Genomic DNA, 26963 nt, shown 5'->3' on the forward strand with positions numbered 1-26963 from the left:
GTGCCAGAATTAGGGGGCGGGCACGCAATCGCGCGCCTGTCGGTGGCTCCCCTGTGCCTTGCAGTCCGGATTTTGATTTGGGCCAGCAGGCAAGGGCAGAGACCATGAAGATCGAAAGACGGTACACCACGGCGGGACAGGACGCTTACGCGGGCATCGACTTCGTCACCACCACCTCCGAAATCCGCAATCCCGACGGCAGTTCGGTCTTCAAGCTCGAGAACATGGAGGTTCCGGCCGGTTGGAGCCAGGTCGCCTCGGACGTCATCGCGCAGAAATACTTCCGCAAGGCAGGGGTGCCCGCGGCGTTGAAGCGGGTCAAGGAAGCCGGCGTGCCCGAGTTCCTCTGGCGCTCGGTCCCGGCAGAGGACGCCGCGCCGCGCGGGGGCGAGACGTCGGCGAAGCAGGTCTTCGACCGTCTCGCCGGAGCCTGGACCTACTGGGGATGGAAGGGCGGCTACTTCACCGCCGAAGCCGATGCCCGCGCCTATTACGACGAGATGCGCCACATGCTGGCGCGCCAGGTGGCCGCGCCGAACTCGCCGCAATGGTTCAACACCGGGCTGCACTGGGCCTATGGGATCGACGGTCCGGGACAGGGACATTTCTACGTCGACTTCAAGACCGGTAAGCTGACCAAGTCCAAGTCCGCCTACGAGCACCCGCAGCCGCACGCCTGCTTCATCCAGTCGGTCAGCGACGACCTGGTGAACGAGGGCGGGATCATGGACCTCTGGGTGCGCGAGGCACGGCTGTTCAAATACGGCTCGGGCACGGGCACCAACTTCTCCTCGCTACGCGCCGAGAACGAGCGCCTGTCCGGAGGCGGCAAGTCCTCGGGCCTCATGGGGTTCCTGAAGATCGGCGACCGCGCGGCCGGGGCAATCAAATCCGGCGGCACCACCCGCCGCGCAGCCAAGATGGTGATCGTCGATGCCGACCATCCGGACATCGAGGAGTTCATCAACTGGAAGGTCAAGGAAGAGCAGAAGGTCGCCAGCATCGTCGCCGGATCGAAGATGCACGAAAAGATGCTCAACGCCATCTTCGACGCGATCCGCAGCTGGGACGGGGCCGAGGCGGATGCGTGTGACCCTGCCGTCAACGCGGCTCTGAAGTCGGCCATACGAGAGGCGAAGAAGCTCGCAATTCCAGAGACCTACATCAAAAGGGTGCTGGACTACGCGAAGCAGGGCTACGCCAGCATCGAGTTCCCGACCTACAACACCGACTGGGACAGCGAGGCCTATGCCAGCGTCTCGGGGCAGAACTCCAACAACTCGATCCGCGTCACCGATGCCTTCCTGCAGGCGGTGCGCGACGATGCCGACTGGGAGCTCCTTCGCCGCACTGACGGAACGGTATCCAAGACCTTGAAAGCGCGCGATCTTTGGGAACAGGTGGGGCATGCCGCCTGGGCCTGCGCCGATCCGGGCATCCAGTTCCACGACACGGTGAACGCCTGGCACACCTGTCCCGAGGACGGGGCGATCCGCGGCTCGAACCCGTGCTCGGAATACATGTTCCTCGACGACACGGCCTGCAACCTTGCCTCGATGAACCTGCTGACCTTCCTCAAGGGCGGCAAGTTCGACGCGGAGAGCTATGTCCACGCCACCCGGCTCTGGACGCTGACGCTGGAAATCTCGGTGCTGATGGCGCAGTTCCCCAGCAAGGAGATCGCCCAGCTTTCCTATGACTTCCGGACTCTTGGCCTTGGATATGCGAATATCGGCGGGCTGCTGATGACCATGGGCCTGAGCTATGACAGCGACGCTGGCCGGGCGCTCTGCGGCGCGCTGACCGCGGTCATGACCGGCACCGCCTATGCCACCTCGGCCGAGATCGCTCGCGAGCTTGGCAGCTTCGCGGGCTTCGAGCGCAATCGGGCGCACATGCTGCGGGTGATCCGCAACCACCGCGCCGCGGCGCATGGCAAGGCCGAGGACTACGAGGCGCTCGCGGTGAAGCCCGTGCCGCTGGATCACGCGAACTGCCCGGATCAAACCCTTGTCGAACTTGCAAAGTCCGCATGGGACGAGGCGCTGGAGCTGGGCGAGAAACACGGTTATCGCAACGCCCAGACCACGGTGATCGCGCCCACGGGGACGATCGGCCTCGTCATGGATTGCGACACCACCGGGATCGAGCCGGACTTCGCTCTGGTGAAATTCAAGAAGCTCGCGGGCGGCGGCTATTTCAAGATCATCAACCGCTCGGTGCCCGCGGCGCTTTCCGGGCTCGGTTACAGCCACAGCCAGGTCGAGGAGATCATCTCCTACGCGGTCGGCCATGGTTCGCTCGGCAATGCGCCTGGGGTCAACCACACGGCGCTGATCGGCCATGGCTTCGGCAAGGCGCAGCTCGAGAAGATCGAGGCGGCGCTGGCCACCGCCTTCGACATCCGCTTCGTGTTCAACCAGTTCACGCTGGGTGAGGAGTTCTGCCGCGGCACGCTGGGCATCCCGGCCGAGAAGCTCTCGGATCCGAGCTTCGAGCTGCTGCGCCATCTCGGCTTCAGCAAGGCCGAGATCGAGGCGGCGAACGACCATGTCTGCGGGACGATGACGCTGGAGGGCGCGCCTTTCCTCAAGGAGGAGCACCTCGGTGTCTTCGACTGTGCCAACCCCTGCGGCAAGAAGGGCAAGCGCTACCTCTCGGTCGACAGCCACATCCACATGATGGCCGCGGCGCAGAGCTTCATCTCGGGCGCGATCTCGAAGACCATCAACATGCCCAACTCGGCCACGATCGAGGATTGCCAGCAGGCCTACGAGCTCTCGTGGTCGCTGGGCGTGAAGGCCAACGCGCTCTACCGCGACGGCTCCAAGCTCAGCCAGCCGCTGGCCGCGGCGCTGGTCGAGGATGACGAGGACGCGCAGGAGGTGCTGGAGACCGGCACGCCCGCGGCGAAAGCGCAGGTGCTGGCCGAGAAGGTCATCGAGAAGGTGGTGGTCAAGGAACTGGTCCGCTCGCACCGCGAGAAGATGCCGGACCGCCGCAAGGGCTACACCCAGAAGGCGGTCGTCGGCGGGCACAAGGTCTACCTGCGCACCGGTGAATATGGCGACGGCTCGCTTGGCGAGATCTTCATCGACATGCACAAGGAAGGCGCGGGCTTCCGGGCGATGATGAACAACTTCGCCATCGCGGTGTCGGTGGGCCTGCAATACGGCGTGCCGCTTGAGGAATTCGTCGACGCCTTCACCTTCACCAAGTTCGAACCGGCGGGCATGGTGCAGGGCAACGACAGCATCAAGAATGCGACCTCGATCCTCGACTACGTGTTCCGCGAGCTGGCGGTCAGCTATCTCGACCGCACCGATCTGGCGCATGTGAAGCCCTCGGGAGCCAGCTTCGACGATCTCGGCCGCGGCGAGGAGGACGGGCTCGGCAATGTCGAGGAGCTGAGCGAAAGCGCCGCGACCCGCTCTTTGGAGGTGCTCAAGCACATCTCATCGTCGGGCTACCTGCGCAAGCGGCTGCCGCAGGAGCTTTCGGCGCTTGGCACACTGATCTCCGAGGAGCGCCCGGCGGCGGCCTCGATGACGGTGACCACCTCGGCGCTGGCAATGGACGCGCGCACCAAGGCGCGGATGCAGGGCTACGAGGGCGAGGCCTGCGGCGAATGCGGCAACTACACGCTGGTGCGCAACGGCACCTGCATGAAGTGCAACACCTGCGGCGGGACATCCGGCTGCAGCTGATCCGGAGCAGCGCAGTCAATCGCAGGGCCGGGCACAGTGCCCGGCCTTCCTTGTCCGACTAGTCCCGCGGGTGATCCTGCAAGGCCCTGCGCCGCAGCTTCCCGTTGGCGTTGCGCGGCAGGGCCTCGACCCGCACCCAGGCACGGGCCTGCGTGTAGCGGGCGAGCCTTTCGGCAGCGACGGCCTGAAGCGCGCGCTGGTCGAGCGGCTCATCAGAGACGTAGAAGGCGGCGATGACCCGCACATCCTTCTTGATCGCGAGGTCGGTGACCGCCAGTTCGAGCACGCCGGGCAGGTCCGCCAGCGCGGCCTCGACCTCCATCAGCGAGACCCGGTGGCCGCCCCGCGTTCATCATGTCGTCGCCGCGCCCGAGATAGGTGACGGCAGCATCCTCGCCCATGCACGCCTGGTCGCCGGTCAGGAACCGGGTTCCGGCAAAGCGCGCCTCGGTCTCTTGCGGGGCGCCGAGATAGCCCAGCATCCACCCGGGATCGTCGCGGTGGACCGCCAGTGTGCCGGGCTCGTTCAAGGGCAGGGGTTTCTGGTCTGATCCGAGCACCGCCACACGTCGCCCGGTCTGGGGAAAGCCGAGGGTCCCGGGGCGAGCAGGTCTTTCGGGAGAGCCCGAAATGAACGTCGAGCATTCGGACATGCCGAAAGCCTCGTAGACCCCGGTGCCGGTTGCATTGCGCCAGCCGTCGCGAAGCGCGTCCGAGAGCTTCTCGCGGGCGGAAAGCGCGTGGCGCAGCTTGGGCAGCGGCGGGACGGGGTATTTCAGGATTTGCCGAAATACGCCGGGCGCGGCGGCGAAGAGGCTGGCGTCGTCGCGCGTCATCAGAAGCGCGAGTTGGGCAGGGTCGGTCCTCGGCGCGCAGCCCGTACCAGCCATCCATCATCATTTGCCGGGCCCAGATCGTGCGGTGGGCGTGGCCAACGGCGCGCGGCACCCCCGAGGTGCCCGAGGTGTAGATGGAATAGGCCAGCCGTTCGGGGGCGCCCATGGCATAATCGGCGGGGGGCAGTTCACGCCAGGCATTGAAGGTTTCGGAGATGAAAACGGCCGCATCGGTCGCGGGACAGGTGATGCCCTCGGCCAGCGGGATGGCGGCGGGCGCAAGCTGGTCGAGGATGCGCGACACCTCGGGCAGCGTGAGTTCCGCGGAGGTCGGTACCGGCACGATGCCGGCCGCGATCGCGCCGAGACAGGCGATGGTGAAGTCGACCGTATTGCCGATCCGCAGGAGAACGATCTGCCCCGGTTCGATGCCCGCCCGCAGGAGCCCGGTGGCGGTGCCGCGCACGGCGGCGATCAGCCGTGCATAGAACCAGCGCTCGGCCCCGGTTGGGCGCAGGATCGACAGGGCGATCTTGTCCGGCGTGGCCTCACCGGCGGCAAGCAGTGGGCGGCAAGGTTGAACGGCGTGGGGCAGCGAGCGAAAGCGCCCTCATCGAAAACGGACAGCATGGGAAATGGCTTAGGCAGGGCACGGGAGGCGCGCAAGCCCGCTGCAAGCGCCATTGCAAGCGCCGCGGGGGAAGGCTATGGCAATGCACATGTCGCGCGATCCCCGTACACTCATCCGCATTGCCCGCGAGTCCGGGCAGGAACAGACCGCCGAGCCGCTCGATCTGGGCGCGCGGGTGCGCGAGTTGCGTAAAGAGCGGGATTGGACGCTGGAACAGGCCGCCAAGCAGGCCGGGCTGGCGCGCTCGACGCTGTCGAAGATCGAAAACGGCCAGATGTCTCCGACCTATGAGGCCCTGAAGAAGCTGGCCGTCGGGCTCGACATTTCCGTGCCGCAACTCTTCACGCCGCCGAAGCGCGAGCAGGTCTCGGGGCGGATGGTCCATGTGAAGGACGGCGAGGGGCTGCATCAGGTCACCACGACCTATGAACACGAGCTTCTGGCGGAGAGCCTGACCCGGAAGAAAATGCTGCCCTATCGCGCGCGAGTGCGGGCTCGGTCGATCGACGAGTTTGATGGCTGGGTGCGGCACGACGGCGAGGAATTCCTCTTTGTACTCACCGGCGTCGTGAAGCTTTATTCCGAGTTCTACGAACCCATCGAGATGCGCCGCGGCGATTCCGCCTACTATGACGCCTCGATGGGGCACAATGTCGTCTCGGTCAGCGCCGAGGATGCAACCATCCTCTGGGTCACCTCGCTGACCTGAGGCTTGACCCGAAGCCTGCGCTGGCGCGCCTCACCCTGCCAGTCGGTCCAGCTCTTGCGCGGCACCCTGGGCGAACAGCCAATCGTCAAGTTCGCGCTCTGCCTCGAGCAGGGTCAGATCATGACGCCCAGCGATGTCCTGCGTCAGTTCGGCATGATCGTGGCGACGGGCGCGCAGAGCGGTGGCGTCGAGATACGGGAAGCGCTGGAGGAGGCGCTCTGCGGTGAGGCCCCAGTTGCGGGTGATGCTTTGCCAATTCATGTGTCTCGTGACTCCTGAAGGATTCAGTATCAGTCCGGTTCAAGATGCGAACCTGATGTGAACGAATGCGCCGGGAGGATGTTCCCGACGCGAACCGGGCCGGAGGTCCCTTTGGCGGGTCAATCAGAGGGATTGAGCCGGTGGGGACACGGTCGTCGGCGGTGACGTCCACCTAAGATGAGACAGGGAAATTACCATAGCGTTAGGCTGCGACACGCTGTCCGTTCGGCCAATGCCCGCGCAGCGGGGGCGTCTCTCGGCCAAAGGTTGCTGACCCCGCCGCGGCGGGATCAGCAGGGTCTCTCACTTCTCGGGCAGCAGCCCGCGCGGCGCAAAGCGCAGCACCAGCAGCAGGATCACCCCCATGGTCAGCAGCCGCATGTGCTGCACGCTGTCCTGAAGATGCGCCTTGACCGCGGAGCCGTCGGCCATGCCCGAGGTGACGAGGTTCATCACGAACTGGCCCATCGGCTCGACCTGCACCCAGAGGAACCAGATCAGGAAGCCGCCAAGCACCGCGCCGAGGTTGTTGCCCGAGCCGCCGACGATCACCATCACCCAGATCAGGAAGGTGTAGCGCAGCGGCTGGTAGGTCCCCGGGGTGAGCTGGCCGTCGAGCGTGGTCATCATCGCGCCCGCCATGCCGCACAGTGCGCAGCCCAGCACGAAGATCTGCAGGTGGCGACGGGTGACGTCCTTGCCCATGGCCTCGGCGGCGGTCTCATTGTCGCGGATCGCGCGCATCATTCGGCCCCAGGGCGATTTCAGCGCCAGCTGGGCAAGGATCAGCAGCACCACCAGCACCGCCGTGAACAGCAGCGAGTAGCCAAGCTTCACCGCCAGCGTCGAGGCGGTGGTGGCATCGAGCCCGAGGTTGCCCGCGGTCTCGACGAAGCCCGGATCGGCCTGAAGGTCGATCTCGTAGGGCACCGGGCGGGGCAGGCCGATGACGTTCTTCACGCCGCGCGCCAGCCAGTCCTCGTTCTTCAGCACCGCGATGATGATCTCGGCGATGCCCAGCGTCGCAATGGCCAGGTAGTCCGAGCGCAGCCCGAGCGCGGTCTTGCCGATGGCCCAGGCGACACCCGCCGCCATCACCCCGCCGATCGGCCAGGCCAGCAGCACCGGCAACCCGAGCCCGCCGAGGTAACCGGTGGCCGCGGGGTTCACCGCCTCGATGGCATCGACCGCCGGATCGAGCAGCGCGCGGTAGGCGAAGAAGCCCGCCACGGTGATCGCCGCCACGGCCCAGCCGCGGACGCCCTTTCCGAGCTTCTTCCAGGCCAGCACGGCCGCGACGACAACGCCGATGCCGAAGAGGATCGCGCCGATCACGCGCGGCCCGCCGGCGTCCCAGGCCTCGGGCACCGGGGCCATCGAGACCAGCACCACGGCCAGCCCGCCGACGGCGACGAAGCCCATGACGCCGACGTTGAACAGACCGGCAAGGCCCCACTGCAGGTTCACCCCGAGCGCCATGATCGCGCTCACCAGGCCCATGTTGAGGATGATCAGCGCCGAGTTCCAGCTCTGCAGGAAGCCGGTGCCGAGGATCAGCGCTGCGACCAGCGCGAAGAGACCAATGGTGCGGGTCATATGGTCTGCCCCTTGAACAGTCCGGTCGGGCGGAACAGCAGGACGATCACCAGGATCACGAAGCTGACCGCGAATTTGTAGTCGGTGGAAAGCAGCTGCACGAGCCCGTCGGGCGCCATGCTCTCCGGCAGGAAATAGGTCAGGAACTTCTTCCAGGCGTAGGTGATGCCGACCTCGGAGAAGGCGATCACGAAGCCGCCCGCGATGGCCCCCAGCGGGTTGCCGATGCCGCCGACGATGGCCGCCGCGAAGATCGGCAGCAGCAGCTGGAAGTAGGTGAAGGGCTTGAAGCTCTTGTCGAGCCCGTAGAGCACCCCGGCGATGGTCGCCAGCGCCGCCACGATCAGCCAGGTCACGGTCACCACGCGCTCGGGGTTGATGCCCGACAGCAGCGCCAGGTCCTCGTTGTCGGAATAGGCGCGCATCGATTTGCCGGTGCGCGTGCGGTTGAGGAACCAGAACAGCAGCGCCACGGTGATCAGCGCCACCACCACGGTCAGCGCCTGGGTGGTCTTGATCGCCAGCCCCTCGTCGAGCCCGGTCAGCGCCTTGAAGTCGCGGGCCGAGATCAGGAAGCGCTCGCCGTCGGCGAAGTTCTGGTCGTCGGGGCCGATGACGAAGCGGGTGAGCCCGTTGTAGACGAACATGATGCCCATCGACACGATCACCAGGATCACCGGCTTGGCCTTCTGTTCGCGGTAGAAGCGGTAGACCACCCGGTCGGTGGCCAGCACCAGGACCGCGGCCCCGGCGATGCCGACCGGGATCGCCAGCAGCGCCGTTGGAAGCGGCCCGAGGCCGATCCCGGCGGCCTGCAGGCCCCATGTGGCCAGCACGGCGCACATGGTGCCCCAGGCCATGGTGTCGCCATGGGCGAAGTTGGAGAAACGCAGGATTGCGTAGATGAGTGTCACACCGAGCGCGCCGAGCGCCAGCTGGCTGCCGTAGGCAAGCGCCGGGACGATGACGAAATTGGCCAGGGCCACGAATGCGTTAAGGATGTCCATCAGGGCAGGATCCTGCAGGTCAGAAAGTCAATTTCCGCCGAGGGCGGCGCGTCGGTGCCGCTCTGGGTGGTCTGGCGCGTCCAGAGCGCCGTGGTGTCGCTGGTGAGGCTGAGCGCCATGCGCGTGCCCTCCGACGGCTGCCAGAGGTACGGCCCGGCGAAACCCGGCGCCTCGGCGGGCAGGGGCTCCGCGCCATCGACGCTCATCGAGTAGCTGCCGGCGCCTTCCGCATCGGTCTCGACCGGTGCGAGGGTGAAGGCGACGGGACCTACGCCCGCAGCGCAGACCCCGGCCTCGGAGCAGGCGGTGACGAAGGTGCAGTCGAGGTTGAGCCTGGCGCCCTCGGCCTCAGCGCCGGAGCAAAGCCCCAGCATCGCCGCCGTGGCCAGTGCCAGCCGCTTCATCGTTCCGGAAATACGCATGTCAGCCACCGAGGAAGCTCCGCCGCACCTCGGGATCGGCCAGAAGGTCCTTGCCGGTCCCGGTAAAGGCATTGCCGCCCTGCACCAGCACGTAGCCCTTGTCGGCGATCTCCAGCGCCTGCCGGGCGTTCTGCTCGACCATGAGGATCGGGATGCCGGTGCGCGCCACCTCGAGGATGCGGTCGAAAAGCTCGTCCATGACGATGGGCGAGACGCCGGCGGTGGGCTCGTCGAGCATCAGCACCTTCGGCCGGGTCATCAGCGCGCGGCCCACGGCCACCTGCTGGCGCTGGCCGCCGGAAAGCTCACCCGCCGCCTGACGGCGCTTGTCGCGCAGGATCGGGAACAGCGTGTAGACCTGCTCCATGGTGTCGCGGAAATCGTCCTTGCGGATGAAGGCCCCCATCTCGAGGTTCTCTTCCACCGTCATCGACGGGAAAATGTTGCGCACCTGCGGCACGAAGCCCATGCCGCGCCGCACCCGGTCCTGGGGAGAGAGCGCGGTGATGTCCTCGCCGTCGAGCCGCACCGAGCCCGAGCGCAGGTCGAGCATGCCGAAGACCGCCTTCATCGCGGTGGACTTGCCCGCGCCGTTCGGCCCGACGATGACCGCGATCTCGCCGCGCTCGACGGCGATGGTGCAGCCATGCAGGATGTCCGCGCCCTTGCCGTAGCCGCCGGTCATCGCCTCGCCGATCAGGAAGGGGCCGCCGGGGGCCGCATGGGCCGCGCCGCCGGGCTTGACGGGCCAGGCGTCGCCCATGCCCGCAGGGTTGGTGATCGAGCGGTCCTTGTTGCCGCGATCGCCGTAGGTCTCGCCGCTCATTTCGCGCCCGCCTCTTCTTCTCTTTCAAAATACGCCGGGGGAGCCGCGCGCAGCGCGGCGGGGGCGGAGCCCCCTTCCTTACTGGTCCGCAAGCAGATCATCCGCCGATCATCTCCTTGTTCTTCAGCCCGGTGCCGAGATAGGCCTCGATCACCGCCTCGTTGGCCTTGATCTCGTCGACGGTGCCTTCGGCCAGCACCTTGCCCTCGGCCATGACGATCACCGGATCGCAAAGGCGGCCGATGAAATCCATGTCGTGCTCGATCATGCAGAAAGTGTAGCCGCGCTCCTGGTTGAGCCGCAGGATGGCGTCGCCGATGGTGTTGAGCAGGGTGCGGTTCACGCCCGCGCCGACCTCGTCGAGGAACACGATCTTGGCGTCGACCATCATCGTGCGGCCAAGCTCCAGCAACTTCTTCTGGCCGCCAGAGAGGTTCCCGGCCTTCTCGTCCTTGAGGTGCGAGATGGTCAGGAAGTCGAGCACCTCGTCGGCCTTCTTGAGCAGCATCGCCTCTTCCTCGGCGATGCGGCCGCGGCCGAAGATGGCGTTCCACAGGCTCTCGCCGGACTGGCTGCCGGGCACCATCATCAGGTTCTCGCGGCAGCTCATCGAGCTGAACTCATGGGCGATCTGGAAGGTGCGCAGCAGGCCCTTGTGGAAGAGCTCGTGTGGCGGCAGCCCGCTGATGTCCTCGCCATCCATGAGCACCCGGCCCGAGGTGGGCGCGAGCGCCCCGGCGACGACGTTGAACAGCGTGGTCTTGCCGGCACCGTTCGGGCCGACGAGCCCGGTGATCGAGCCCTTGGCGATCTCCAGGCTGGCCCCGTCAACGGCACGAAACCCGCCAAAATGGCGGTGAAGGTTTTCGACGCGGATCAATTCTGTTTCCCCAGCGGGCCCGTTTTACGCCCGCATTTTGTTTGTTTGTTATATTGGCGCGTGTTGGTCCGCGCTCTTGTTTGGCGATGCGCCCGGAACCACGGTTCCGGGCGCGCCTGTCTGTCGCTTACTTGAACGAGACGGTCTCGAAGGCGCCGTCCTTGATCTCGTAGTAGCGGTAGGTGCCGGCGGCTTCGCCCGGCCCGATCAGCTCGACGTTGGTGGCACCGACGTAGTCGATGTCGCCGCCGTTCTTGAGGATCTCGAGCGCCTTGCCCAGCTCGCCCGGCAGGATCGGCTCGCCCGGCGCGTTGGCAACATCGAGGATGTTGGCGGCAACCGCGGCCGACGAGGGCTCGCCGCCCTTGGCCATGGCCAGCGCGATCAGCGCTGCGGCGTCGTAGCTCTCACGGGTGTAGGAGCTTTCGGAGTTCACGCCGCCGGCTTCCGCCACGGCCTTGAACTTCTCGGCGCCTTCGCCCTCGGCCCAGGGCACAGAGCCGAAGGAGCCGTCGATGTCATTGCCGAGATCGGCCAGCAGTGCGTCCGAGTACATGCCGTCACCGAGCGCGAAGGTGTCGAAGGCACCGGTGTCGAGCGAGGCCTGGATCATGCCCTTGCCGCCCTGGTCCGAATAGCCGAGGACCACCAGCGCGTCGCCACCGGCCGAGGCCAGCGCGCCGACTTCCGCCGAGTAGTCCGCCTTGCCGTCTTCATGCGGCGCCGCGAGGGTGATTTCGCCACCCTCGGCCTTGAAGGCCGCTTCGAAGGCATCGGCGAAGCCCTTGCCATAGTCGTTGTTGGTGTAGGTCACCGCCACCGACGAGATGCCGCGCTCGCCGAGGATGCCGGCCAGCACTTCGCCCTGGCGGGCGTCGGAGGGGGAGGTGCGGAAGAACAGGCCGTTGTCTTCGGCAGCCGAGAGCGCAGGCGAGGTCGCCGAGGGCGAGATCATCGGCACGCCGTTCGGCAGGGCGACGTTCGACAGGACCGCACCGGTCACGCCCGAGCAGTCCGCGCCCATGATGGCGACGACGCCATCGGTGGTCACCAGACGCTCTGCCGCGGCGGTGGCGGCGGCGCTGTCGATGCAGGTGGAATCGGCGCGCACCGGAACCAGCGTCACGTTCTCGAGGAAGTTGCCGCTCTCGTTGATTTCCGCCAGCGCCAGCTCGGCGCTCCCCGCCATCGAGGGCGTGAGGGATTCGATCGGACCGGTGAAGCCGAGGATGACGCCGATCTTGGCATCGTCCGCGTAGGCGGCACCGCCGGCGATGAGCGGAAGCGCAGAGGCCAGAAGCCACTTCTTCATTAGGTATCTCCCGAGTTGGTTACTTGTTATTCAGGCCGCGAGCCTATTCGGGGCAGATGCAAAAGAAAAGAGCGTTCAGCGAAGCAAAATACGCTCCTGTAACGTCAATTCGGGTGTCGCAGCGGCATGCCCGCGGAGCGTGTGCCGCAGGGCAGGATGCACGCAGGTCCGGGAGCGTCCGGCGCTTCCGCGCCGCGCTTTGGCAGGCCGTGTCCGGCAGTGGGTCACGCCTCGGCGCGGGGTCCAGAGGTGCCCCGTTCGCGGTAGGGCGTTGTCTGGTAGTGCGCGCGGTAGCATTTCGAGAAATGCGAGGGGCTGGCGAAGCCGCAGGCGAGCGCCACGTTGATCACGCTCATGTCGGTCTGCATCAGCAGGTTGCGCGCCTTTTGCAGTCGAAGCTCCATGTAGTAGCGCTTCGGTGATCGGCTCAGGTAACGGCGGAACAGCCGTTCGAGCTGGCGGGTGGACATGCCCACCTCCTTGGCCAGCAGGGCCGGGCTGATCGGCTCTTCGATATTGGCCTCCATGCGGTGGATGACCTGGCTGAGCTTGGGGTGGCGGACGCCGATCCGGGTCGGCACCGAGAGCCGCTGCGTGTCCTGGTCGGTGCGGATCGAACTGTAGATCAGCTGGTCGGCCACCGCATTCGCGAGATCCGAGCCATGATCGTTGGCAATGATCTTCAGCATCAGGTCGATGGAGGCGGTACCGCCCGCGGCGGTCATCCGGTTGCCGTCGATCACGTAGATGCGCTTCGACAGTTCCACTTCCTCGAACTCCTCGAAAAAGCCGTCGTGGTTTTCCCAGTGGATCGTGGCGCGTTTGCCGTCGAGCAGCCCGGCCTTGGCCAGCGTCCAGGCCGCGGTGCACAGCCCGCCCACCGCCTGGCAGCGCCGCGCCTCGCGCCGCAGCCAGCCCAGCAGCTTCCGCGAGGTGGCCAGATGCACGTCGATGCCGCCGCAGACCAGGATGGTGTCGTCGCGCGACAGTTCCGGCAACTCGCAATCAAGCTTGAACTCTACGCCCGCCGAACAGCGCACGCTTTCGCCCTCGGACCCAGTGAGTCGCCAGTCGTAGAGGGTCTGCCCCGCCATGCGGTTGGCGATGCGCAAGGTCTCGATCGCGGCGGAAAAACTCAAAAGAGTGAAATCTTGGAGTAGGACAAAGACAAAGCGGCGCGGTTTTGCGGCGCTGGCTGGTGCGGGGGGCACTCGCTGGTCGGACATCGCGCGGATCCTTGCTTGGCACCTGCCGCGCGGGGCAGGCGAAGGCCACATGGGCAGGAAAGCCCAGCAGCGTCAAGAGATGTCGTTTTCATGACATTTGCTATATCTGCAAGGTGCCTTGTCCGGTGCAGGGGCCATCGGGTTCCGCCGGGGCAAATAGGGCGTTTTTCCCTATAGCTTTGAGAGTTGCTCTTCGGTATAGCCACAGGACGTTTTTACGGAGACGTTTACGCTAACGGAGTGTCGTCGGGAGAAAGCCATGACCGAGTGGAGCAAATCGAGCTGGAGAGCAAAGCCGCGGATTCAGATGCCGGACTATCAGGACCAGGCAGAGCTGAACGCAGTCGAGGCACAGCTTGCAAAGTATCCGCCATTGGTTTTTGCGGGCGAGGCCCGGCGTCTGCGCGATGAGCTTGGCAAGGCCTCGCGCGGCGAGGCATTCCTTCTGCAGGGCGGTGATTGCGCAGAGGCCTTCGACCAGTTCTCGGCCAACTCCATCCGCGACACCTTCAAGGTGATGCTGCAGATGGCAATGGTGCTGACCTATGGCGCCAAGGTGCCGGTGGTGAAAGTGGGCCGGATGGCCGGCCAATTCGCAAAGCCGCGGTCCGCGCCCACCGAGACGATCAACGGCGTCGAGCTTCCGAGCTTCCGCGGTGACATCATCAACGAGCTGGCCTTCACCCCCGAAGCGCGCATGCCGAACCCGCAGAAGATGCTGCAGGCCTACACCCAGGCGGCGGCGACGCTGAACCTGATCCGCGCCTTTTCGACCGGCGGCTATGCCGACGTGCACCAGGTGCACCAGTGGACGCTGGGCTTCGTCGAGGGTGAGAAGGCCGCGCGCTACCGCGAGATGGCGGGGCGGATCTCGGACACGCTCGACTTCATGAAGGCGGCGGGGATCGACTCCAACCGTTCGGCGGCGCTGCACCAGGTGAACTTCTACACCAGCCATGAATCGCTGCTGCTGGAATACGAAGAGGCGCTCACCCGCGTCGACTCGACCTCGGGCAAATGGCTCGCCGGCTCGGGTCACATGATCTGGATCGGCGACCGCACCCGTCAGCCTGATGGGGCGCATGTGGAGTTCGCCCGCGGCGTGATGAACCCGATCGGCCTGAAGTGCGGCCCCTCGATGACCACCGAGGATCTCAAGGTTCTGATCTCGAAACTGAACCCGCAGAACGAGGCAGGCCGGCTGACGCTGATCGCCCGCTTCGGCGCGGGCAAGGTGGGCGATCACCTGCCGCGTCTGATCAAGACGGTCAAGGACATGGGCGCGAATGTGCTCTGGACCTGCGATCCGATGCACGGCAACACGGTCAAGTCGGCCTCTGGCTACAAGACGCGCCCGTTCGACTCGGTGCTGAGCGAGGTGCGCGAGTTCTTCGCGGTGCACCGCGACGAGGGCACGGTCCCCGGCGGCGTGCATTTCGAGATGACCGGCCAGGACGTGACGGAATGCACCGGTGGTCTCTATGCCGTGTCGGACGAAAACCTGTCGGACCGCTACCACACCGCCTGCGATCCGCGCCTCAACGCGTCGCAGTCGCTGGAGCTGGCCTTCCTCGTGGCAGAGGAGCTGACCGCGCTGCGTCAGACCCCGGCGGATGTTGCCTCGGCCTGATCTGGCATGAGGCGATCGCCGTAAGGTGAGATTCAGGGGCGGGCCTTCGGGTCCGCCCCTTTGCTTTGCGCGCCGCGCCGCCGGTCCGGTGGCGGCTTGTCGCCGTGCGGGAAAACGTGAGCGAACCGCGGGCCCGGTTGCGGCGTAGGACTCCCGACCCAAGAGGAGAGCCCCGATGTTCCGCCCCCCGATCCCGCTCACGGCTTTCGGTCTGGCCGCCGCCGCCAGCCTCGCGACGCCCGGCGATCTCGCCGCCGAAGACGATCTTTTCCGCCACTTGCCCGCCGAGGCACGCGATCTTCACGCGCTGCGCTGGTCGCACCGGCCGGTGCTGCTGTTCGCGCCTTCAAGCGGCGATGCCGCCTATGCGGCGCAGATGGAGTTGCTGCATGCGGCCGAGGAAGGGCTGCGCGCCCGCGACATCGTCGTGCTGAGTGACCTCGATCCGCGCAGCCCCGGCCCGATCCGTCAGGCCTTCTGTCCCGGCGGGTTCAAGCTGGTGCTGGTCGGCAAGGACGGCGGGGTCAAGCTGGAAGAGAAGGCGGTGATCGATCCGGAGCAGCTCTTCGCGCTGATTGACCGGATGCCGATGCGCCAGCGCGAGATCGCGCAGTAACCCTCACCGCACCGCAGAGCAAACGGCCCGCCGCGTCCACGGACGCGGCGGGCCGTCGGTCATTGCTGCCGCGCGGGCTCAGGCGGCCTCGTTCTCGCCGCTCGTCTCGGGTTTCTTGCCGAAATCCTCGGGCGACAACAGCGAGAGCTGGTCCGATGCCCAGTGCCGCGTGTCGCGCTTCTGCACGGCCGAGCGCAGCAGCGCCATGCGGGCGCGGCGCTCGGCCTCGGGCATGTCGAGCGCAAGATCGATGGCGAAATCCATGGCGCGCGTCGACCAGGGGTTGGTCAGCACGGCCGCGCCCAGCTCCACCGCCGCCCCGGCGAATTCCGACAACACCAGCACGCCGTCGCCATCCTTGCGCGAGGCGATGTATTCCTTGCAGACGAGGTTCATGCCGTCGGCCAGCGGGGTGATCCAGGCGACGTCGGCCACCTGGTACCAGGCGACCAGCTCGACGAAGGGAATGGCGCGCGAGATCAGCGCGACAGGCTGGAAGGTGAAGCTGCCGAAGCGGCCGTTGATGCGGCCGGCGATCTCCTCCAGTTCCTTCTGGATCGGCTCGTAGACGGTCATGTTGCGGTTGGCGGGCACCGAGACGTGCAGCAGCCGCACCTGTCCGCGCAGGTCGGGGCGACGTTCCAGCAGTCGCTCGAAGGCCAGCAGCTGGTCGGCACCGCCCTTGGTGTAATCGGTACGCCCGACCGAGAGCAGCAGCTTGCCGTCGCCGATTTCCGAGCGGAAGCGGGCGGCGAGCTTGTCGGTGTCCTCTGTGGCGGCGAGCCCCTTGATGTAGTCCACGTCCACGCCGACCGGCGTCACCCCGAGGTGCACCACATGTCCGCTCTCGAGGTGGATTTCGGTCGGGACGGTGCGGTCCGAAAGCGCCGAGCCTTCGGACATCATGTCTTCCGCCACCTTGGTGCGCGGCACCTGGCCCACGTCGCGCAGGCTGCGCACGCAGCTGAGGAAGTTCGAGGCGTAGCGCGGGATATGGAAGCCCACCACGTCGGCGGCCAGCAGCGAGTCGATGATCTCGCCGCGCCACGGCAGCACGTTGAACATGTCGGCAGGCGGGAAGGGGGTGTGGTGATAGAAGGAGATGCGCAGGTCGGGGCGCATCTGGCGCAGGTAGCCGGGCACCAGCCACAGGTTGTAGTCATGCACCCAAACCGAGGCGCCCTGCGCGGCCTCGGCCGCGGCGGCCTCTGCGAAGGCCCAGTTCACCTCGCGGAAGGTTGGCCAGTCCACCGGGTCGTAGTTGTACTTTTCCTTGAAGCCGTGAAGGATCGGCCAGAAGGCCTCTTTCGAGGTGATGTGGTAGAAGCTGCGCACTTGCTCGGCGGTCAGCGGCAGGCGCGAGACGGTGTAGCTACCGAAACTGTCCTCGATCTCGACCACCCGCTCGAAGCCGGGGTTCGAGGGATCCGGCGCTTCTTTCCACGCGACCCATGCGGCCTTGTCCACCGAGCCGAAGAAGCTCTTCAGCGTTGGGACGATGCCGTTCGGACTCTTGTTCTCGCGGTATTCGATCTTTCCATTCACCAGCACTTCTTCGTAGGGCTGGCGGTGATAGACGATGACCAGATCGCTGGGCATGGCTCAGGCTCCTTCCGGAAGGTCGTGCATGTCGAAAGTGCGGATCGCCTCGAGGATGCCCGCGGCACCGATGCGCTCGGCCTTGTGGACATGCGGCAGATCCTTCACCTCGCTCAAAAGTGCGGTCTCGGCGCCGCCGACGGCAACGGCGGGCAATCCGCATTGCAGCATCGACAGGTCGTTCAGCGTGTCGCCGGCGGCGAGCACGCGGCGTTCCTCGATCTTCAGGTGCGACACGAGGCGGCGCAGGGATGGCCCCTTCGAGACGCCGCGGGGCAGAACGTCGAAATAGCGGTTGTCCGAGACCAGCGCATCGTGGCCCATCCCGCGCACCTTGTCGTGCGCCGCGCCGTCGTAGGCCTCGGCGTCGAGATCGTAGCTGACGCGGTAGCGGAATTCGGTGGGCTGGAGCGTCAGGCCGGGATGGCCCTCGAGCGCGGCGCGCACCGTGTCGCCGGCGTTGCCCCAGGTCTCGGCGATTTCTTCCTCGAGCGGCGCGATGGGATGGATCTCGCTGCCCACCACCTCGGCGATGGTCGTGCCGACGTCACCGACGACGAACTCGGGCCAGGGCACGCCGCCCTCGCAGAGCTCGCGGATGAAGCGGGGGTCGCGGCCGGTGACGAAGATCAGCCCCACGGTGTCGCGATTGGCTTCGATCCAATCATAGAGCGACTTGCGATCCGCGTCGGAGCCGCCGAGGAAGGTGCCGTCAAGATCGGTGGCGAGCACGAAGCGGCAGGTGGCGATGTCCCGGGTCTTTGCGGAATCGAGGCTCATGCGGTGTCTCCTTCGTGGGGATGCAGGAAGAGGTCGAGCGCGCGCGGCTCGCCCTCGATCGGGGCGGCCCAGAGCTGCTGGAAGGTGGCGGTGAGCGGCGCGCCTTCGTGCAGGATGGCGTGCACCGCCTCGCAGATCGGCATGCGCACGCCGAGGCGACGCGCCAGATCGACCACCGAGACGGCGTTGACTTCGCCCTCGACCACGACGGGCCTGCCGTCGAAGCACTCGGCGCGCGCCATGCCGCGACCAAGCTGCGTGCCAAGCGCCATGTTGCGCGAGGTCGTCGACGAACAGGTGAGCGTCAGGTCGCCCGCCCCGGCAAGGCCGGTGACCGTCTCGCGGCGACCGCCAAGCGCCTCGGCGAGGAACTTCATCTCGTCCATGCCGCGGGTGATCAGCGCGGCGCGGGTGTTCTCGGCAAAGCCGGCGCCGGTCATCATGCCGCAGGCGATCGCGATCACGTTCTTCACCGCGCCGCCAACCTCGACGCCGACCAGATCGTCGGACACATAGGGACGGAAGGCGTCCGTCTGCATGGTCAGCGCGAGCCGGGCGGCGGGGGCCTTTTCGGGCTCGATGCGGTCGTTGTGGCTGAAGGTAAAGGCGACGGTGGCGGCGGTCGGGTGCCCCAGCGCGGTCTCGGTGGCAAAGGTCGGCCCCGACAGGGCCCCCACCGGGTGACCCGGCAACTCCTCTTCGACCACGTGGCTCAACAGGTAGCCGGTGCCGCGCTCGATTCCCTTGCAGCACAGCGCCAGCGGGATGCCGGGCGGGAGATGCTCGCGCATCGACCGGGCGATCTCGCGCAGGGTGTGTGACGGGGTGACCAGCAGTACCGCCTCGGTGCCGTCGAGCGCGCTGCGCAGGTCCGACGTCGGGCGGAGCGTCGCGGGCAGGGCAATGCCGGGCAGGTGATCCGGGTTCTCCCCGGTCTCGGCCATGCGGCGCGCGAGGTCCTCGCGGCGACCCCAGAGGCGGGTTTCGCAGCCGGCTCGGGCGGCGGTGGCGGCAAGGGCGGTGCCCCAGCTCCCCATGCCGATGACCGTCAGGCGGGAGTAAGGCGTGGCGCGGCGCGGGCCGGTGAGGCTGCGCGGGGGCGCGGGCGGGGTTTGGATGCGTTGACCGTCCATGACACAGATGGGGCCGCTGCCGGAATTGGCACCGTTGTCGGCCCTAGGGGCTCTCTCCGTCGTTGTTGGCGTGATAACGCTGACAATAGGCGAATGTTCCGAGATGGCCACCGACAGGCATAAAGTTTTTCTGCACCTGCGAGAGGATTCCTGCGCAAACCTCTGAGATAGAAGGGATGTTTCCCTCGGTCATATTTGATTAAAAATTAGGCATGGAACCCGAAGGGCGGTTTCAGCGTTTTTCACGCGTATGTAAAATCAAGAGCTTGGGCAATACGTCGCTCATCATCCGACGCCCGGATTTGACCTGTGATGAAATGGCCATAGGCTCTTACCTATTCGCCGCGATGCAGCGGAGTCGTAGTTTTTCCTCCCCCGCGGCACCCGCATCTGAAAGCCACTCGGCCCGCAATCGGCCACCACAAGGAGACCAAGACGTGAGCACGCCCGACATGAAGACCAGCAAGTCCAAGGTTCGAACTGCGATCTTCCCCGTTGCCGGCCTCGGCACGCGTTTCCTGCCCGCCACGAAGGCAACCCCGAAGGAACTTCTTCCTGTTCTCGACAAGCCGCTGCTGCAATTTGCCATCGACGAGGCACGTGCCGCCGGCATCGAGCGGATGATCTTCGTCTCGCACCCCAGCAAGAGCGCCATCGAACGGTATGTGCATCAGGACCTGGAGCTTTGCGCGACGCTGCGCGAGCGCGGCAAGACCGAGATCGCCGACACGCTGCACGAGGCGGCGATCGACCCGGAATGCGAAGAGGTATTCTTCGTGATGCAGCCCGAACCCCTGGGGCTCGGCCATGCCGTGCTCTGCGCCGCCGATCACGTGCTGCCGGGGCCCGTCGCGGTGATCCTGCCTGACGACCTGATCGTCGGCGAGAAGGGCTGCCTTTCGGAGATGATCGAGGCTTATGAGACCAGCGAACCGGGTCACATGGTTGCCACCATGGAGGTCAAGCGCGACGAGGTCTCGGCCTATGGCGTGCTGGTTCCCGAGGGCGAGGCCGAGGGGCAGATGCTGCGCGCCTCCGGGATGGTCGAAAAGCCCGAGGCCGACAAGGCGCCGTCCTTGCAGGCCGTGGTCGGGCGCTACGTGCTCGACGGCTCGATCTTTGCAGATCTCGATGGGCTGCCCGCCGGGCTTGGCGGAGAGATCCAGTTGACCGACGCCATCGCGCTGGGTGCGGAAAAGGTCGGCCTCTGCGGTTTCCGTTTCTCTGGGGCCCGCTTCGACTGCGGCTCCAAGGCCGGGATGCTGCGCGCCACGCTCGCCTACGCTGGCACGCAGAAAGAATATCATCCGGTGTTGCAGGAAATGCAGCCTCTGCCCATAGCGGCGGAGTGATCCGGCGTTCGCCACGCTGCCGGCGGAAAGCACGAGGCGCGGGTCCGCAGGGACCCGCGCCTTCTTCTGTACCGGCTTGCTTTGGAGCAGCGCGTCCGCTGTCAGTCGTCGTTCGAGATGATGAGGCGCAGGTACGGAGGCCGCTTGCCGGTTTCTCGCGGCGCTTTCGGCGTGCGGATGGTGCGATAGGGGGCCTGGCTCTCGGCAAGGCCGAGGAGCGGCTCGCGCGCGGCGACCGGCGCGGGCAGAGGTGCCGGCATGATCGGCGCCTGTCCGGGCTTGCGCATCGAGATGCTCTCGATCCGGAAGCGGCGCGGCGTGCGCCCGAGACGGCCATGGGTCACCAGCCCGCCGATCATCCGGCTCATGTCGCCGAGGTCCGAGCGCAGCGGCAGCAGCAACATGTCGCCGGTCAGCCGGCCCTTGCCAAAGCCTTCCTCCGCCACCAGCCGCAGCCGGATCTCGAGCCCCTCGGAGAACAGCTTGCTGACGGCGGCCCCCAGTTGCTCGCGGTCCTCGGGGGTGATCAGCGTGGACAGCGGCATCCCGGCCATGTCGAGCCCCATCAGCTCGTTCAGATGTGTGCCCGACACCCGCAGCTTGGCAAGCATCGGGGCAATGCGTTCGCCGAGAAAGGCGTATTCCAGCGCGCTCTCGATGCCGCGCGGGTCGATCTGGCTGCGCAGCGGAGCAAGCCCATCGGCACCCAGAAGCCCATGCCAATAGGACTCGATCAGGCGAAGTGGGGCGAGCCTGCGCTCCTTCTCACGCTCCGTCATCGATACCACACCCTCGCCGCTGCCACCCAATCCGAACATATCGCGCTCTCCGATCCTAACATTTGCGCCGCCCGGCTGAACCCCCGAAACAGTCTGAGTAGCATTGACGGCGAAGTTACCTCAAATGCGACCGGATTTCGCCCCAATTGTGACCGAAAGGTTAACGCTGCCCCGCCGCTCTTTGCTAGACACCCGCCGGAGGGCCGGTTAGTCCCTTGAAAAGCGGGCGCTCGGATTTGCCCGGACAGAAGTTTGAAGGGGACTGACATGCGGCAATCGATGACCGGCTTCGCGTCACGCAGCGGCGAGACCGCGGGCTTGCGCTGGGGCTGGGATCTGCGCGGGGTCAACGGCAAGGGGCTGGAACTGCGGCTGCGTCTGCCGGACTGGATCGAGGGGCTGGAGCCGCTTGTGCGCGCCGCGGCGCAGAAGGCGCTGGCGCGCGGCAACGTGCAGGTCTCGCTGCGGGTGCAGGGCGGTGGCGAGGAAAGCGCCGCCGAACTCGACGAGGCCGTGCTGGCGCGGATTCTCTCGGCCATGGCGCGGATCGAGGGCGCGGCGTCGGGTCAGGGGCTGGTACTCTCCCCATCGAGCGCGGCGCAGGTCGTGGCGCTGCGCGGCGTGCTCAGTGTCAATGCCACGCCCGCGGACGTGGCGCCGCTGCGCGCGGAACTGATGGCGGCCTTTGACGCGGCTCTGGCCGATTTCGGCGAAATGCGCCGCCGCGAGGGCGCAGCGCTGGCCGAGATCCTGACCGGGCAACTGCGCGAGATCGAGGCGCTGGTGGCGCAGGCAGCCGAGGCGGTCGAGGCGCGGCGCGACGAGCAGTCCGAGCGGCTGCGCAGCCAGATCGCGCGGGTGCTGGACCCGGCGCAGGGCATGGACGAGGCGCGCATTGCCCAGGAGCTGGCCCTGATCGCGGTGAAATCCGACGTTACCGAGGAACTCGACCGGCTGACCGCGCATATCGGTGCGGCGCGCGACTTGCTGACCGCTGAGGGAGCGGTGGGGCGTCGGCTCGATTTCCTGATGCAGGAATTCAACCGCGAGGCGAACACGCTCTGCTCGAAATCGGGCTCCGCCGCCTTGACGCAGATCGGCCTGACCCTCAAGACGGTCATCGACCAGATGCGCGAGCAAGTGCAGAACGTGGAGTAAGACCAACATGAACGGACGGCGCGGCCTCCTGATCATCCTTTCCTCGCCGTCGGGCGCGGGCAAATCGACCCTGGCAAAGCGGCTGCGCGCCTGGGATCCGTCAATCATCTTCTCGGTGTCGGCGACCACCCGCGACGCGCGGCCGGGCGAGGTGGATGGCGACGACTATCATTTCATGACCGAGAGCGAGTTCAAGAAAGCTGTGTCGCATGGCGACATGCTCGAGCACGCCCATGTCTTCGGCAATTTCTACGGCTCGCCCAAGGGCCCGGTGCGCGAGGCGATCATCGACGGGCAGGACGTGCTCTTCGACATCGACTGGCAGGGCGCGCAGCAGATCACCAACTCGGAGCTGGGACTGCACACCCTGTCGATCTTCCTGCTGCCGCCGTCGATCGCCGAACTGAAGCGCCGGCTCGAGGCACGCGGCCAGGACGGCGCAGAGGTGATCGCCCGCCGCATGCAGAAAAGCTGGGACGAGATCTCGCACTGGGGCTCTTACGACTTCGTGCTGGTGAACGAGGACCTCGACCAGACCGAGGCGCAGCTCAAGAGCATCATTACCGCGACGCGCCTGCGCCGCACGCAGCAGCCGGGGTTGCTGACCCATGTGCGCGCGCTCCAGGCCGAATTCGAGGAGGGCGACGCATGACGCTTTACGCATTGGATGGCATCGCGCCCGAGTTGCACGAGAGCGCCTGGGTCGCCCCGGACGCCAACCTGATCGGCAGAATCGTCATGGAGGAGGGCAGCTCGGTCTGGTTCGGCTGCACCCTGCGTGGCGACAACGAGGAAATCCGCGTCGGCGCGGGCTCGAACGTGCAGGAAAACGTCGTTTGCCACACCGACATGGGGTTTCCCTTGGTGATCGGTGCGGGCTGCACCATCGGCCACAAGGCGATGCTGCACGGCTGCACCATCGGCGAAAACAGCCTGATCGGCATGGGCGCGACGATCCTCAACGGCGCGAAGATCGGTCGCAACTGCCTGATCGGCGCGGGCGCGCTGATCCCCGAGGGCAAGGAGATCCCCGACGGTTCGCTCGTGATGGGCATGCCGGGCAAGGTGGTGCGCCAGCTCGACGAGGCGGCCATCGAGGCGCTGCGCAACTCTGCGCTGAACTATCAGCAAAATGCCCGACGCTTCCGCGCCGGGCTTGCTGCGATCTGAGAGATCACCGGCTGGAGCCGGAGCTGGCCGTCAGGCGATGGCCAGCGCGTGCTCCAGCTTGCTGCTGACTTCCTGCTGAAGCCGCCGCGTGAGCAGGGCGGTCGGAATGCCGCGCAGGGCGGGTTTCCGGTTCGGTGCGCGCTGCGTTTCCTGCAGGAACCCGAGAATCTGCTCGGCGTGCTCGCGGTTGCGCGCGACCAGTTCGTGACCCTTGACGTTCAGTTTCCAGAACGCGTCTTCCGGCCAGGAAATCGTCGCGGCCTCGAAGGTCTTGCACGCCTTGCACCAGACCATCCCGCGGGCGTTCAGCCGATATCCCTCGCCGGACTCGCCGGGCTGCAGGAACTTCGGTTTCTCGCAAGCGGGTTGTTCCCAGCTGAACTGCTCGGGAAAGAGTTCTTCTACGACAACGCGGCCCCAGACGTGGGAGTTCTCGGGCACTTCAGGCAGCCGTACGACACAGGTAAACCGGAAAGGCTCGAAGAACTGAGCTGCCTTTCCGCACTCACTACAGCGTACATCGAGAGGATCGTTCTGCATCTCTATCGACGCTCCTGTGGGTTGTAGGTGCCCCCACCTACACCCATAGGATGTGTTAACATTTAGGCGAAACGCAACCTAAATTTTTGCAAAGTTCTTCTTACATGAGTGTAAAGCACGCGACAGTGAACAGTGGTCGGATCCAAGGCGGATTGTCCCAGAAACGATGGGGTATCGCGTGGATTTGTTGCAGAAAATCGGCAAACTTTCAGTGTTTGTTAACCTATTCGGTTGAGCGGTTCTCCGCCGAGATTCTCGCTCTTGTTCAGGCAGGGGGGCTGTGCAAAGCCTGTGGCGGAAATATGGAGGCCCCATGGACACCCGCAAGACGCTTATTCGCCCGGTAACCATTCCCCCATCGGTCTCGTCGGCCGTCGTCACCCCGATCATGCCAGCGGTGGTTTACGCCTCCGACAGCCCGGACACGCTCGACGACCAGTACACCGGCGTCACCTCCGGCTACACCTATGCGCGAGAGGGGCATCCGAACGCCGACGTCCTGGCGCAGCGCATCGACGCGCTGGAGGGCATGAGCGGCGGCACCGTCATGGGCTCGGGCATGGCGTCGGTCGCGGCCGTGCTGCTCGGGCTGCTGCGGTCGGGAGACCACGTGCTGGGGGCGGATCAGCTCTATGGGCGTTCGCTGCGGATGATGTCAGAAGACCTGCCGCGCATGGGCATCCGGACCTCGCTCGCCGATCCCACCGACATCGATGCCTTTGCCGCCGCCTTCCGTCCCGAGACCAAGCTGGTGCTGATCGAGCTGGTGTCGAACCCGACGCTGCGCATCGCCGATCTCGACGGCATCGCCGCGCTCTGCAAGGAAAAGGGCGTGTTGCTGGCGGTGGACAACACCTTCACCACACCGGCCGCGATCCGGCCGGTGGAGCGCGGCGCGGATATCGTCATCCACTCGGTGACCAAGCTGCTGGCGGGCCATGCCGACGTGACGCTCGGCTGGGTCGCCGCCAGGGACCCAGAGGTCAACCAGCGCATCCGCGTCTTCGCGGTGACCGCCGGACTGACCGCCAGCCCCTTCGATTGCTGGCTCGCCGAGCGCGGGCTGATGACCTTCCCGATGCGCTTCCGGCAATGCCAGGAGACGGCGCAGCGCCTGTCGGACTTCCTGACCGGCAAGCCCGGTGTGAAGCGCGTGCTCTACCCGGGGCGCGCCGATCACCCCGATGCCGCCCGCGCGCAATCGGTGCTGCGCGGCAACCCCGGCAACATGTTGAGCTTCGAACTCGAGGGGGGGCGCGCAGCGGCCAATGCCTTCACCGAGGCGGCGCAGGGCATCGCCTTTGCCCCGACGCTGGGCGACGTGGGCACCACGCTCTCTCACCCGGCGTCCTCCTCGCACCGCGCGCTGACGCCAGAGGGCCGGGCCGCGCTGGGGATTTCCGAGGGCTTTTTCCGGGTCTCGGTCGGGCTTGAGGATCCCGAGGCGCTGCTCGAGGTCTTCGAGACCGGGCTCACGGCCGCGGGCGCGCTCTGATGAAGGCCGAGGCGCGCGACCTGATCGCGGCCATGCCGCTGCCGGCGGTGCTGATCCGCTGGGACGAACGCATCGACGCCGCAAATTCCGAGGCCGTCGCGCTTCTGGGCGAGGGGCTCGAGGAACGGCATTTCATCACCGTGCTGCGCCAACCCGTGCTGCTTGACGCGATCGAGGGCACGCTGCGCGACGGCGCGCCGCGCAAGACGCGCTACCTGACCAGCGATGGCAGGCAGGACACGACCTTCGACGTCGCCTGCCGCGCCGTGACACTGGACCGCGGGCCGGGCGTGCTGCTGACCTTCGCCGATGTGACGCAGATGGAGCAGGCAGGCCAGATGCGCCGCGACTTCGTCGCCAACGTCAGCCACGAGCTGCGCACGCCGCTGACCGCGCTGCTGGGATTCATCGAGACGCTGCGCGGCCCTGCGCGCGAGGACGCGGTGGCGCGCGAACGCTTTCTTGAGATCATGGGCAACGAGGCCGGGCGCATGGAACGTCTGGTCGGGGACCTGCTGTCGCTGAGCCGTCTCGAGGCCGAGGAGAGGGTCCGCCCGACCGAACCGGTTGACCTGCCGGAGCTGCTGCGCTCGGTGCTCAGTGGCCTTGCGCCCGTGGCCGAGGAAGCCGGGGTGGCGCTGATCCCCGAGCTTCCCGGCGATGTGCTGGAGATCGCCGGCGACGCCGACCAGCTGCGTCAGGTCGTGGTGAACCTCGTCGAGAACGCGGTGAAATACTCCGGCCGCGGCGCGCAGGTCACGCTGCGGCTCTCCGAGCCCGCCTATCATCCTCGGCTGCGCGCCGAAGGGGTCGAGATCGAGGTGATCGACACCGGCCCCGGTTTCGATCCGCTGCACATTCCGCGCCTGACCGAACGCTTCTACCGCGTCGACAGCCACCGCTCGCGCGAGATGGGCGGCACCGGTCTGGGGCTGGCGATCGTCAAGCACATCGTCAACCGCCACCGCGGAAGGCTGCGCATCGAGAGCACGCCGGGCAAGGGCAGCACTTTCCGGGTCATCCTGCCGCTGCGCGCCGCGCCGCCGCGCGGCGAAGACGCCTGAGCCCGCCGAGGGCGATTCTGCAAGCTGGCGGGAATTTCCCCGGAGACGGCACCCCGCTGCCGCCGGTGCCGGGGCACTGTCATAAATCTTCATCTTTTGCGTGTATGGATGGATATCGTGCACGTCTGGGTTTCGTGCTGCACAGATTCAGTTGCGGAATTCCCGATCGCTATCCGCACAAAAATTATAGATATAACGCGTTGAAATAACGCAATAAATTTTGCCATTTGAGCC

At 66.3% G+C, this 26963-nt stretch carries 23 protein-coding genes and 1 pseudogene; 10 read left to right on the top strand and 14 right to left on the bottom strand.

All coding sequences use genetic code 11. From position 1 onward, the window contains the following. Positions 1 to 104 precede the first annotated feature (104 nt). Positions 105 to 3707 (top strand): vitamin B12-dependent ribonucleotide reductase, encoded by a 3603-nt coding sequence (locus tag IQ782_RS03215; protein WP_194133140.1) that lies wholly within the window; start codon positions 105 to 107, stop codon positions 3705 to 3707. Positions 3708 to 3765: 58 nt separating this feature from the next. On the opposite strand, the pseudogene IQ782_RS03220 reads toward IQ782_RS03215, so the two are convergent. After that, positions 3766 to 5173, bottom strand: a pseudogene (locus IQ782_RS03220) (class I adenylate-forming enzyme family protein). A gap of 89 nt (positions 5174 to 5262) precedes the next feature. On the opposite strand from IQ782_RS03220, the gene IQ782_RS03225 reads away from it, so the two are divergent. Beyond that, complete coding sequence (locus IQ782_RS03225) at positions 5263 to 5883, top strand: helix-turn-helix domain-containing protein (protein WP_194133220.1); 621 nt, start codon at positions 5263 to 5265, stop codon at positions 5881 to 5883. 30 nt (positions 5884 to 5913) lie between these two features. Here IQ782_RS03225 and IQ782_RS03230 read toward each other — a convergent pair whose 3' ends face one another. The 8 genes from IQ782_RS03230 to IQ782_RS03265 form a co-directional block, all read right to left on the bottom strand. Further along, positions 5914 to 6144 (bottom strand): hypothetical protein, encoded by a 231-nt coding sequence (locus IQ782_RS03230; RefSeq protein ID WP_194133141.1) that lies wholly within the window; start codon positions 6142 to 6144, stop codon positions 5914 to 5916. A 303-nt stretch (positions 6145 to 6447) separates the two neighbouring features. Beyond that, entirely contained in the window at positions 6448 to 7740 is a 1293-nt protein-coding gene (locus IQ782_RS03235; RefSeq protein ID WP_194133142.1) for a branched-chain amino acid ABC transporter permease, read from the bottom strand. After that, a complete protein-coding gene (locus IQ782_RS03240) occupies positions 7737 to 8747 on the bottom strand; it encodes a branched-chain amino acid ABC transporter permease (RefSeq protein ID WP_194133143.1) in 1011 nt (336 codons plus the stop codon). The genes IQ782_RS03235 and IQ782_RS03240 overlap by 4 nt, the downstream gene beginning before the upstream one ends. Further along, positions 8747 to 9169 carry a hypothetical protein gene (locus IQ782_RS03245; RefSeq protein WP_194133144.1) on the bottom strand — a complete coding sequence of 141 codons (423 nt, stop codon included), beginning with the start codon at positions 9167 to 9169 and terminating at the stop codon, positions 8747 to 8749. The genes IQ782_RS03240 and IQ782_RS03245 overlap by 1 nt, the downstream gene beginning before the upstream one ends. Before the next feature lies 1 nt (position 9170). Then, positions 9171 to 9995, bottom strand: coding sequence for an ABC transporter ATP-binding protein (locus tag IQ782_RS03250; RefSeq protein ID WP_194133145.1), 825 nt, complete (start codon positions 9993 to 9995; stop codon positions 9171 to 9173). A gap of 97 nt (positions 9996 to 10092) precedes the next feature. After that, positions 10093 to 10875 (bottom strand): ABC transporter ATP-binding protein, encoded by a 783-nt coding sequence (locus IQ782_RS03255; protein ID WP_194133146.1) that lies wholly within the window; start codon positions 10873 to 10875, stop codon positions 10093 to 10095. A gap of 127 nt (positions 10876 to 11002) precedes the next feature. After that, positions 11003 to 12187: an ABC transporter substrate-binding protein gene (locus IQ782_RS03260; RefSeq protein WP_194133147.1), complete on the bottom strand. Its 1185-nt coding sequence runs from the start codon at positions 12185 to 12187 to the stop codon at positions 11003 to 11005. 224 nt (positions 12188 to 12411) lie between these two features. Then, complete coding sequence (locus tag IQ782_RS03265) at positions 12412 to 13413, bottom strand: GlxA family transcriptional regulator (RefSeq protein ID WP_194133148.1); 1002 nt, start codon at positions 13411 to 13413, stop codon at positions 12412 to 12414. A gap of 259 nt (positions 13414 to 13672) precedes the next feature. Here IQ782_RS03265 and IQ782_RS03270 point away from each other — a divergent pair, with 259 nt between their 5' ends. Together IQ782_RS03270 and IQ782_RS03275 are read left to right on the top strand one after the other, a co-directional pair. Continuing rightward, positions 13673 to 15043, top strand: coding sequence for a class II 3-deoxy-7-phosphoheptulonate synthase (locus tag IQ782_RS03270; protein WP_194133149.1), 1371 nt, complete (start codon positions 13673 to 13675; stop codon positions 15041 to 15043). Between the two features lie 175 nt (positions 15044 to 15218). Next, positions 15219 to 15659, top strand: a complete 441-nt coding sequence (locus IQ782_RS03275) for a DUF4174 domain-containing protein (RefSeq protein WP_194133150.1) — start codon at positions 15219 to 15221, stop codon at positions 15657 to 15659. Positions 15660 to 15737: 78 nt separating this feature from the next. On the opposite strand, the gene ggpS is transcribed toward IQ782_RS03275, so the two are convergent. From ggpS to IQ782_RS03290, 3 genes are read right to left on the bottom strand one after another with little or no spacing between them, the layout of a single operon-like run. Next, positions 15738 to 17258: a glucosylglycerol-phosphate synthase gene (ggpS, locus tag IQ782_RS03280; RefSeq protein ID WP_194133151.1), complete on the bottom strand. Its 1521-nt coding sequence runs from the start codon at positions 17256 to 17258 to the stop codon at positions 15738 to 15740. 3 nt (positions 17259 to 17261) lie between these two features. Continuing rightward, entirely contained in the window at positions 17262 to 18038 is a 777-nt protein-coding gene (locus IQ782_RS03285; RefSeq protein WP_194133152.1) for an HAD-IIB family hydrolase, read from the bottom strand. Continuing rightward, entirely contained in the window at positions 18035 to 19171 is a 1137-nt protein-coding gene (locus tag IQ782_RS03290; RefSeq protein ID WP_194133153.1) for an NAD(P)H-dependent glycerol-3-phosphate dehydrogenase, read from the bottom strand. Before IQ782_RS03290 ends, IQ782_RS03285 begins: the two co-directional genes overlap by 4 nt. A gap of 437 nt (positions 19172 to 19608) precedes the next feature. Here IQ782_RS03290 and IQ782_RS03295 point away from each other — a divergent pair, with 437 nt between their 5' ends. Further along, entirely contained in the window at positions 19609 to 20523 is a 915-nt protein-coding gene (locus IQ782_RS03295) for a UTP--glucose-1-phosphate uridylyltransferase (protein WP_338092538.1), read from the top strand. Between the two features lie 101 nt (positions 20524 to 20624). Here the strand turns inward: IQ782_RS03295 and IQ782_RS03300 are convergent, their stop codons facing one another. Then, positions 20625 to 21341 carry a PAS domain-containing protein gene (locus IQ782_RS03300; protein WP_194133154.1) on the bottom strand — a complete coding sequence of 239 codons (717 nt, stop codon included), beginning with the start codon at positions 21339 to 21341 and terminating at the stop codon, positions 20625 to 20627. Positions 21342 to 21569: 228 nt separating this feature from the next. On the opposite strand from IQ782_RS03300, the gene IQ782_RS03305 reads away from it, so the two are divergent. The 3 genes from IQ782_RS03305 to IQ782_RS03315 are packed head-to-tail and all read left to right on the top strand — an operon-like array spanning position 21570 to position 23630. After that, the gene (locus IQ782_RS03305) at positions 21570 to 22460 is read left to right on the top strand and encodes a YicC/YloC family endoribonuclease (RefSeq protein ID WP_194133155.1); all 891 of its coding nucleotides are present in this window, start codon (positions 21570 to 21572) and stop codon (positions 22458 to 22460) included. Positions 22461 to 22467: 7 nt separating this feature from the next. After that, positions 22468 to 23112 carry a guanylate kinase gene (gmk, locus tag IQ782_RS03310; RefSeq protein WP_194133156.1) on the top strand — a complete coding sequence of 215 codons (645 nt, stop codon included), beginning with the start codon at positions 22468 to 22470 and terminating at the stop codon, positions 23110 to 23112. After that, positions 23109 to 23630, top strand: a complete 522-nt coding sequence (locus tag IQ782_RS03315; protein WP_194133157.1) for a gamma carbonic anhydrase family protein — start codon at positions 23109 to 23111, stop codon at positions 23628 to 23630. Before gmk ends, IQ782_RS03315 begins: the two co-directional genes overlap by 4 nt. 30 nt (positions 23631 to 23660) lie before the next feature. Here the strand turns inward: IQ782_RS03315 and IQ782_RS03320 are convergent, their stop codons facing one another. Continuing rightward, positions 23661 to 24170 carry a hypothetical protein gene (locus IQ782_RS03320; protein ID WP_240989039.1) on the bottom strand — a complete coding sequence of 170 codons (510 nt, stop codon included), beginning with the start codon at positions 24168 to 24170 and terminating at the stop codon, positions 23661 to 23663. A 313-nt stretch (positions 24171 to 24483) separates the two neighbouring features. Between IQ782_RS03320 and IQ782_RS03325 the strand changes: the two genes are divergently transcribed. Together IQ782_RS03325 and IQ782_RS03330 are read left to right on the top strand one after the other, a co-directional pair. Next, the gene (locus tag IQ782_RS03325; protein WP_194133158.1) at positions 24484 to 25665 is read left to right on the top strand and encodes a trans-sulfuration enzyme family protein; all 1182 of its coding nucleotides are present in this window, start codon (positions 24484 to 24486) and stop codon (positions 25663 to 25665) included. Continuing rightward, entirely contained in the window at positions 25665 to 26729 is a 1065-nt protein-coding gene (locus tag IQ782_RS03330; RefSeq protein WP_194133159.1) for an ATP-binding protein, read from the top strand. The genes IQ782_RS03325 and IQ782_RS03330 overlap by 1 nt, the downstream gene beginning before the upstream one ends. Positions 26730 to 26963: the final 234 nt, after the last annotated feature.

It is taken from the genome of Salipiger mangrovisoli (genome assembly GCF_015223355.1).
GTDB lineage: Bacteria > Pseudomonadota > Alphaproteobacteria > Rhodobacterales > Rhodobacteraceae > Salipiger > Salipiger mangrovisoli.